At 66.5% G+C, this 6,606-nt stretch carries 8 protein-coding genes; 4 read left to right on the plus strand and 4 right to left on the minus strand.

Annotated features, from left to right (window positions below):
- The 3 genes from VGH54_RS15790 to msrB all read left to right on the plus strand — a co-directional run.
- Nucleotides 1-265, plus strand: a 265-nt coding sequence (locus VGH54_RS15790) for an alpha/beta hydrolase (RefSeq protein WP_331512999.1), incomplete at its 5' end; no start/stop codon positions are given.
- A gap of 26 nt (nt 266-291) precedes the next feature.
- Nucleotides 292-1,587, plus strand: a complete 1,296-nt coding sequence (gene aftC, locus VGH54_RS15795; protein WP_331513001.1) for an arabinofuranan 3-O-arabinosyltransferase — start codon at nt 292-294, stop codon at nt 1,585-1,587.
- Nucleotides 1,584-2,000, plus strand: coding sequence for a peptide-methionine (R)-S-oxide reductase MsrB (gene msrB / locus VGH54_RS15800; RefSeq protein ID WP_331513002.1), 417 nt, complete (start codon nt 1,584-1,586; stop codon nt 1,998-2,000). The genes aftC and msrB overlap by 4 nt, the downstream gene beginning before the upstream one ends.
- A 71-nt stretch (nt 2,001-2,071) precedes the next feature.
- On the opposite strand, the gene VGH54_RS15805 is transcribed toward msrB, so the two are convergent.
- From VGH54_RS15805 to hemE, 4 genes are read right to left on the minus strand one after another with little or no spacing between them, the layout of a single operon-like run.
- Nucleotides 2,072-2,824 carry a class I SAM-dependent methyltransferase gene (locus VGH54_RS15805; RefSeq protein ID WP_331513003.1) on the minus strand — a complete coding sequence of 251 codons (753 nt, stop codon included), beginning with the start codon at nt 2,822-2,824 and terminating at the stop codon, nt 2,072-2,074.
- A 21-nt stretch (nt 2,825-2,845) separates the two neighbouring features.
- Nucleotides 2,846-3,541 (minus strand): hydrogen peroxide-dependent heme synthase, encoded by a 696-nt coding sequence (hemQ, locus tag VGH54_RS15810; protein ID WP_331513004.1) that lies wholly within the window; start codon nt 3,539-3,541, stop codon nt 2,846-2,848.
- Nucleotides 3,542-3,546: 5 nt separating this feature from the next.
- Nucleotides 3,547-4,914 carry a protoporphyrinogen oxidase gene (locus VGH54_RS15815; RefSeq protein ID WP_331513005.1) on the minus strand — a complete coding sequence of 456 codons (1,368 nt, stop codon included), beginning with the start codon at nt 4,912-4,914 and terminating at the stop codon, nt 3,547-3,549.
- The gene (gene hemE, locus VGH54_RS15820; protein ID WP_331513007.1) at nt 4,911-5,960 is read right to left on the minus strand and encodes a uroporphyrinogen decarboxylase; all 1,050 of its coding nucleotides are present in this window, start codon (nt 5,958-5,960) and stop codon (nt 4,911-4,913) included. Before hemE ends, VGH54_RS15815 begins: the two co-directional genes overlap by 4 nt.
- Nucleotides 5,961-6,067: 107 nt before the next feature.
- Between hemE and VGH54_RS15825 the strand changes: the two genes are divergently transcribed.
- The coding region (locus VGH54_RS15825) for an enoyl-CoA hydratase-related protein (RefSeq protein ID WP_331513008.1) at nt 6,068-6,606 on the plus strand (539 nt) is incomplete at its 3' end.

Genomic DNA, 6,606 nt, shown 5'->3' on the forward strand with positions numbered 1-6,606 from the left:
GCCGAGCACCCAGCCGCCCCAACCACCGAAGGTCCTCAAGGTCAACGTGCTGCTGATGGGTGTTCAGAGCGACCCGATCGTCGGGGAGGAAGGCGTCTCGGCCACCGCCGCCACCATCATCAACGCGACCGCGGCCAGCAAACGGGTGATGTGGCAGGGCATCGGCCACGGCGCGAGCGTCTACTCGTCGTGCGCGGTCCCCCCGCTGGTCGGCTACCTCGACAGCGGCAACTTGCCCGCCACCGACACCTACTGTCCCGCCTGAACCTTCGGCCCGTATAGGGTGCGCTCGTGACGGCAGTTGAATCCCATCGTGGCGGTCTGCGCGACTGGGCGCAGACCATATTTGCCCCCCGCACCGCCGCCCCGAGCACCGCGACCATCTTGCGCTCGGTGCTGTGGCCGGTGGCCATCCTCGCGATCATCCACCGCACCATCGTGGTGACCACCAACGGCAACATCACCGACGATTTCAAACCGGTCTACCGCGCGGTGCTGAACTTCCGGCGTGGCTGGGACTTCTACAACGAGCATTTCGACTACGTCGACCCGCACTACCTGTATCCACCAGGCGGCACGCTGATCATGGCGCCTTTCGGCTATCTGCCGTTCGCGGAGTCGCGGTATCTGTTTATCGCGATCAACAGCGCCGCCATCGTCGTGGCGGCCTACGTGCTGTTGCGGATGTTCAAGTTCAGCCTGAACTCGGTGGCGGCCCCGGCGCTGCTGCTGGCGATGTTCTGCACCGAATCCGTCACCAACACACTGGTTTTCACCAACATCAATGGCTGCGTCTTGCTGGCGGAGGTGTTGTTCCTGCGGTGGCTTTTGGATGGCAAGCAAAGCCATCAATGGTGGGCAGGGGTCGCGATCGGGCTGACGCTGACGCTGAAACCCCTGCTCGGACCGCTGCTGTTGTTGCCCCTGCTGAACCGCCAGTGGCGGGCGCTGGTGCCGGCTTTCGCGGTTCCGCTGGTCATCAACGCGGCCGCGCTACCCCTGGTGGTGCGCCCGATGGACTTCGTCACTCGCACGCTGCCCTACATCCTGGGTGTGCGGGACTACTTCAACAGCTCGATCGAGGGCAACGGGGTGTACTTCGGCCTGCCGTTCTGGCTGATCGCATTGCTGCGAATCCTGTTCACGCTGTTGGCAATTGGCAGCTTGTGGCTGCTGTATCGCTACTACCGCACCCGCGACCCGCTGTTCTGGTTCACCACATCGTCGGGCGTGCTGCTGCTGTGGTCCTGGTTGGTGCTGTCGCTGGCCCAGGGTTACTACTCGATGATGCTGTTCCCGTTCCTGATGACGGTGGTCCTGCCCAATTCGGTGATCCGCAACTGGCCGGCGTGGCTGGGCATCTACGGATTCCTCACCATGGACCGCTGGCTGCTGCTCAACTGGATGTACATCGGCCGCCCGCTGGAGTACCTGAAGATCACCTACGGCTGGTCGCTGCTGCTGATCGTGGTGTTCACCGTGCTGTACTTCCGCTACCTCGACGCCAAGGCCGAAAACCGCCTGGACGACGGGATCGATCCGGTCTGGGTGACGGCTCCGCAACCTCGCGCTAGCGTGGAGGCATGACTTCCTCCACGCCAAAGCTGCAACTCAGTGACGACGAGTGGCGTCGAAGGCTCAACCCGCAAGAGTTCGACGTGTTGCGTCGCGCTGGAACCGAGCGCCCGTTCGTCGGTGAGTACACCGACACCAAGGCCGAAGGCGTGTACCAGTGCCGCGCGTGCGGCACCGAACTGTTCCGCAGCACGGAGAAGTTCGAATCCCATTGCGGCTGGCCGTCATTCTTCGACCCGGCGGACTCCGACGCAGTGATCCTGCGTCCCGACCACTCGCTGGGCCAGACGCGCGTCGAGGTGCTGTGCGCCAATTGCCACAGTCACCTCGGCCACGTCTTCGAGGGCGAGGGTTATCCGACGCCCACCGACCAGCGTTACTGCATCAACTCGATTTCACTGCGCCTGGTGCCGGCCCGCTCCTGAGTGCCGAGTGGCCAGTTATTGCACCTATATTTGCCGATCGCGTGTCATAACTGGCCACTGAGCCCAGAAATTTAGTCCACCCGGGTGGCGTGCACTTCCCAGAACGGGGCGTGCGCGCGGCCGTTGGTCAGCCACGGTTCGATGGTCCGGAACCGATCGGCCAACGGCTTTATCTGGTCGGCCATTTCGGGACTGCGCGCCAGCATCCGGTCGAAATTCGCGGAATCCATGTTGATTTGATACGTGGTCTGGCCCAGATAGGTGATGTCCCAGCCGGCGTCGGGCAACACCCCCCGGAAGTCGTCCTCGGACAGTGATCGTGGCATCTGGAAACCGTTGACATTGCCGATACCGAATTCGAACATGTACAGCCGGGCTCCCGGCTTGGTGGCCCGGTGCAGGGCACGCGCGTAGGACCTCTGCAGCTCCGGCTCGGTCGAAAATGTGTGGTAGAACGCACAATCCACGACGGTGTCGAAGTGGTTGTCCAGGCCGTCGAGCTTCGTCGCATCAGCCAGCTGGAAGTTCACCGACACCCCGGCCTTGCGGGCATTCTCGCGGGCCCGCTCCACCGCGCCCTCCGAACCGTCAATTCCGGTGGCCGAGTAGCCTTTTGACGCGTAATAGATGGCGTGGTGCCCCGGGCCGGTGCCCGGGTCGAGGACCTCGCCCTTGATCGCGCCGAGCGCGACCAGTTGCTGCACCACCGGCTGCGGGCCGCCGATGTCCCACGGTGTGGCGGCCGGCAGGCCGTGTGCGACCCGCTCGTCGCGATACATCTCTTCGAAACGGGTGGGATCGTTGGGATCGAATTGCGTTGTCATGCCTCCCCCTCAGGTGCCGGTTCAGGGCAGCGAATTCACCAACTGCTCGACCGGAATTCGCGGCCCGGTGAAAAACGGTGTCTCTTCGCGGGTGTGGCGCCGTGCGTCGGTGGCCCGCAGTTCGCGCATCAGGTCGACGATGCGGTGCAGTTCGGGTGCCTCGAACGCCAGCAGCCATTCGTAGTCCCCGAGCGCGAACGCCGGCACAGTGTTGGCCCGGACATCCTTGTACTCGCGGGCCGCCATGCCGTGTTCGGCGAGCATGCGCCGACGCTCCTCGTCGGGGAGCAGATACCACTCATAGGACCGCACGAACGGGTAGACGCAGATGTAGGCGCCCGGCTCCTCGCCGGCCAGAAAAGCCGGAATGTGGCTCTTGTTGAATTCGGCCGGTCGGTGCAGCGCGACGCTGCTCCACACCGGCGTCGACGCGCGGCCCAACGTCGTGGTCCGGCGGAAGTCCTCGTAGGTGGCCTGCAGCGCTTCGACGCGTTCGGCGTGCGTCCAGATCATGAAGTCGGCGTCGGCTCGCAGTCCGGCGACGTCGTAGAGACCGCGCACCACGACCCCGTGCTCTTCACGCTGTTTGAGGAAGGTGGCGGTTTCGTCGACGACGGCCGCGCGGTCTTCGCCGAGTTGCCCGGGGCTGACCGAGAACACCGAGAACATCAGGTATCGCACGGATGCGTTCAGGGCGTCGTAGTCCAGGCGGGCCATGAGATCTATCGTGCCACGGAGGTTTCGACCGCCTGGATAGTGCTGGTCACCGCCCGCCCGGCCGCGCCGATGCACGCCGGCACCCCGATCCCGTCGAGATAGCTGCCCGCCACCGCCAGCGTCGGCGGCAGACCGGCCCGCAGTTCGGCGACCAGCTCGCGGTGGCCGGGCCCGTACTGCGGCATCGCATCGGGCCAGCGCTGGATGCAGACATCCACCGGATCGATCACGAGCCCGAAAGCGGTCGCCAGATCCTCGAGCGCCCACGCCAGCAACTCGTCGTCGGACGCGCGGATCGCCAGGTCGTCGCCGAAGCGCCCAAACGAAAGTCGCAACAGCTCGACATCGGTGCGCCGCCCCCACTTCCGCGACGTCAGCGTAATTGCCTTGGCGTGCAACTGTTCTCCGCTAGCCACCAGAACGCCGGAATTCTGCGGGAAGGCGATACCGCGGGGCACGGCCATCGCCAGCACCGCCGATGATGCGCTGTCGATGCGCGCGGCCGCCGCCGCGGTGCGCGGCGCGACGGTCTCGACCAGCCCGGCGAGTCGCGCGGCCGGGACGGCAAAGATCACCCCGTCGGCCTGCCACTGGGCACCGGTGCTGTCGGGCAACATCCAGCCCCCCGCGGGCACGGCTTCGATGCCGTCCACCGCGGCCGGTACCCAAGTGGCCCGGCTGTGCAGAGCCAATTCCTCCACCAGCACCCGGTATCCGCCGCCCACCGCGCCGAAGATCGGGCCCGCGGTGACACTCGTGAGGGCCTGGCGGACCGCATCGGTAACACTGTTGGCGCCGGCGTCCAGGACGGCCGCCAGAGTCGGGGCGGCCGAGCGCAAGCCGATCGTCGCCGCTGATCCCGCGTAGACCCCGCCGAGCATCGGATCCACCGACCGGGCCACGACCTGTTCGCCGAATCGATCGGCGATCAGGTCGGCCACGGCCGGATCGGCGCCGGGCTGCCAACTCAACGGCTGATCCGGTTCCGCGGCGACACGGGCGAGGGTGGCATCGTTGACCAGACCGGCCATCGACTCCGCCGACGATGGGATGCCAATGAGCGTTCCGCTCGGCAGCGGGTGCAGCCGACGCTGGCTGTAAATCAGTGGACGCGCACCCGTCGTGCCGAGTTGGTCGTACGCCAGGCCCAGTTCAGCCAGCAACGCCGGCATTTCGGGTCGGCGCACCACGAACGCCTCTGCTCCGACATCGACGGAAACCCCGGCGACCTGCTCGGTGCGCAGCACGCCGCCGAGCCTGTCTGCGGGGTCGAAAAGCGTGATGGTCGCATCGTCACCGGCGCTCTGCCGTAACCGATAGGCAGCGGTCAGGCCCGAGATCCCGCCGCCGACAACACAATACGAGCGAGTCATAGCGAGTGGATCAGCCCTACCAGGTCGGTGAGAATCGCGGGGTCGGTTTCCGGCAGCACGCCGTGGCCGAGGTTGAAGATGTGCCCGGCCGCGCCGGCGTCCACGGCACGCCGTCCGTCGTCGACCACCGCGCGCGCCGCCTGTTCGACCGTCGCCCAGCCGGCCAGCAGCACCGCCGGATCAAGGTTGCCCTGCAACGCTTTTCCAGCCTCGACCCGAGACGCGGCATCGGCAAGAGACGTCCGCCAATCGACCCCGACCACCGTCGCACCGGCCGTCGACATGGCGCCCAGTAGCTCCGCGGTGCCCACCCCGAAGTGCGTCATCGGCACGCCACGATCGGCCAGCGTAGCGAACACCCGCGAACTGTGCGGCAGCACGTAGCGCCGGTAGTCGGCCAGCGACAGCACGCCCGCCCACGAATCGAACACCTGGATCGCATCCGCCCCGGCGTCGAGTTGTACCCGCAGGAAACCGATGGTCAGGTCGGTCAGTTTCTCCATCAGCGCCTGCCAGCACGCCGGCTCGGCCAGCATCATGGCCTTGGTGCGGGCATGGTTGCGGCTCGGGCCGCCCTCGACCAGGTAGGACGCCAGCGTGAACGGCGCGCCGGCAAAACCGATCAGCGGCACCTCCCCGAGTTCACGCACGAGCAGCGAGACGGCGTCCGACACCGGCGCAACACCCTGGGGGTCCAGCGGGCGCAGGGCGTCGACATCGGACACGGTGCGCACCGGCGCGTCGATCACCGGGCCGACATCGGCGACGATATCCACGTCGACGCCGGCCCCGCGCAGCGGAACCACGATGTCGGAGAACAGGATTGCCGCGTCGACGTCATGCCGGCGGATCGGTTGCAGCGTGATCTCGGCTATCAGCCCGGCGTCGAAACAGGCTTCCATCATCGTGTTCTGCTTGCGCAGCGCACGGTATTCCGGCAGAGAACGCCCGGCCTGCCGCATGAACCACACCGGCACTCGGTGGGGTTTGCGGCCGGCGGCCGCGGCCAGGTATGGCGCTTCGGGAAGCGTGCGACGGTCACTCATCAGGCTCAATGCTGCCACGACCGCCGTATGACGGGTGCGGCGAGCAGCACCCTGAGCCGTGCGTAACGTCGTCGTCAACGTCCATCAACCAGTGGTCAGGAGCCGGGATGCCAGTTCGCCACCCAGAAGTCAGCTATGACGAGTTCCCCAGCCTGCGCATCGAACGCGCTGACCACGGCGTGCTGCACCTGATTCTGGACGCGCCCGGGCTGAATTCGGTGGGGCCGCAGATGCACCGCGACCTGGCCGACGTCTGGCCGGCCATCGGTCGCGACCCCGACGTGCGGGCGGTGCTGGTCCGCGGTGAAGGCAAGGCATTCTCGTCGGGCGGCAGCTTCGACCTGATCGACGAGACGATGGGCGAGTTCGACGACCGGATGCGGATCATGCGCGAGGCCCGCGACCTGGTGCTCAACATGGTCAACTTCGACAAACCGGTGATCTCCTCGATCAACGGCGCGGCGGTCGGCGCGGGTCTGGTGGTGGCGCTGCTGGCCGACGTGTCGGTGGCGGGACGCACCGCCAAGATCATCGACGGCCACACCAAGCTCGGAGTCGCCGCCGGCGATCACGCCGCCATCTGCTGGCCGCTACTGGTCGGGATGGCCAAGGCCAAGTACTACCTGCTCACCTGCGCGCCGCTGGA

The sequence above is a fragment of the Mycobacterium sp. genome (assembly GCF_036488105.1).
In the GTDB taxonomy this organism is placed as follows: Bacteria; Actinomycetota; Actinomycetes; order Mycobacteriales; family Mycobacteriaceae; genus Mycobacterium.

Bases quoted from the DNA above. Each gene is read 5' to 3' on its own strand.
- msrB (WP_331513002.1), top strand. From the start codon at position 1,584: ATGACTTCCTCCACGCCAAAGCTGCAACTCAGTGACGACGAGTGGCGT.
- hemQ (WP_331513004.1), bottom strand. From the start codon at position 3,541: ATGGCCCGCCTGGACTACGACGCCCTGAACGCATCCGTGCGATACCTG.
- hemE (WP_331513007.1), bottom strand. From the start codon at position 5,960: ATGAGTGACCGTCGCACGCTTCCCGAAGCGCCATACCTGGCCGCGGCC.
- VGH54_RS15805 (WP_331513003.1), bottom strand. From the start codon at position 2,824: ATGACAACGCAATTCGATCCCAACGATCCCACCCGTTTCGAAGAGATG.
- VGH54_RS15815 (WP_331513005.1), bottom strand. From the start codon at position 4,914: ATGACTCGCTCGTATTGTGTTGTCGGCGGCGGGATCTCGGGCCTGACC.